Below are 238 nucleotides of genomic sequence, written 5' to 3'. Positions count from 1 at the left end.
GTATTCTGGAAAAGCTGAGATTCTTAGTCCATCGCGGTAACCACGATGTCGTTATCTGCGCGCTTTGTTGCCGCAACCCACGTTCCAAAGTTGATTGCAGCCGGAAATACGAACCCTTCGTTATAATCGGTATGCTCACCAATAATGTTCACTCGACCCGGCGCATGTGCGATTAACGCTGGCGCCTCGCCGTAGTGCGTTTCAAAATTAGAAGAAAGTACTTGATTATCCATTCGCA

General features: G+C 47.9%; 1 pseudogene. It reads right to left on the bottom strand.

The window, feature by feature from the left end:
- Positions 1 to 26: 26 nt before the first annotated feature.
- A pseudogene (locus NLF92_RS13770) lies at positions 27 to 233 on the bottom strand (galactokinase family protein); the annotation flags it as partial.
- Positions 234 to 238 lie beyond the last annotated feature (5 nt).

The organism is Opacimonas viscosa (genome assembly GCF_024199005.1).
Classification (GTDB): Bacteria; Pseudomonadota; Gammaproteobacteria; order Enterobacterales; family Alteromonadaceae; genus Opacimonas; species Opacimonas viscosa.
This window is presented reverse-complemented; position numbering and strand designations above follow the sequence as displayed.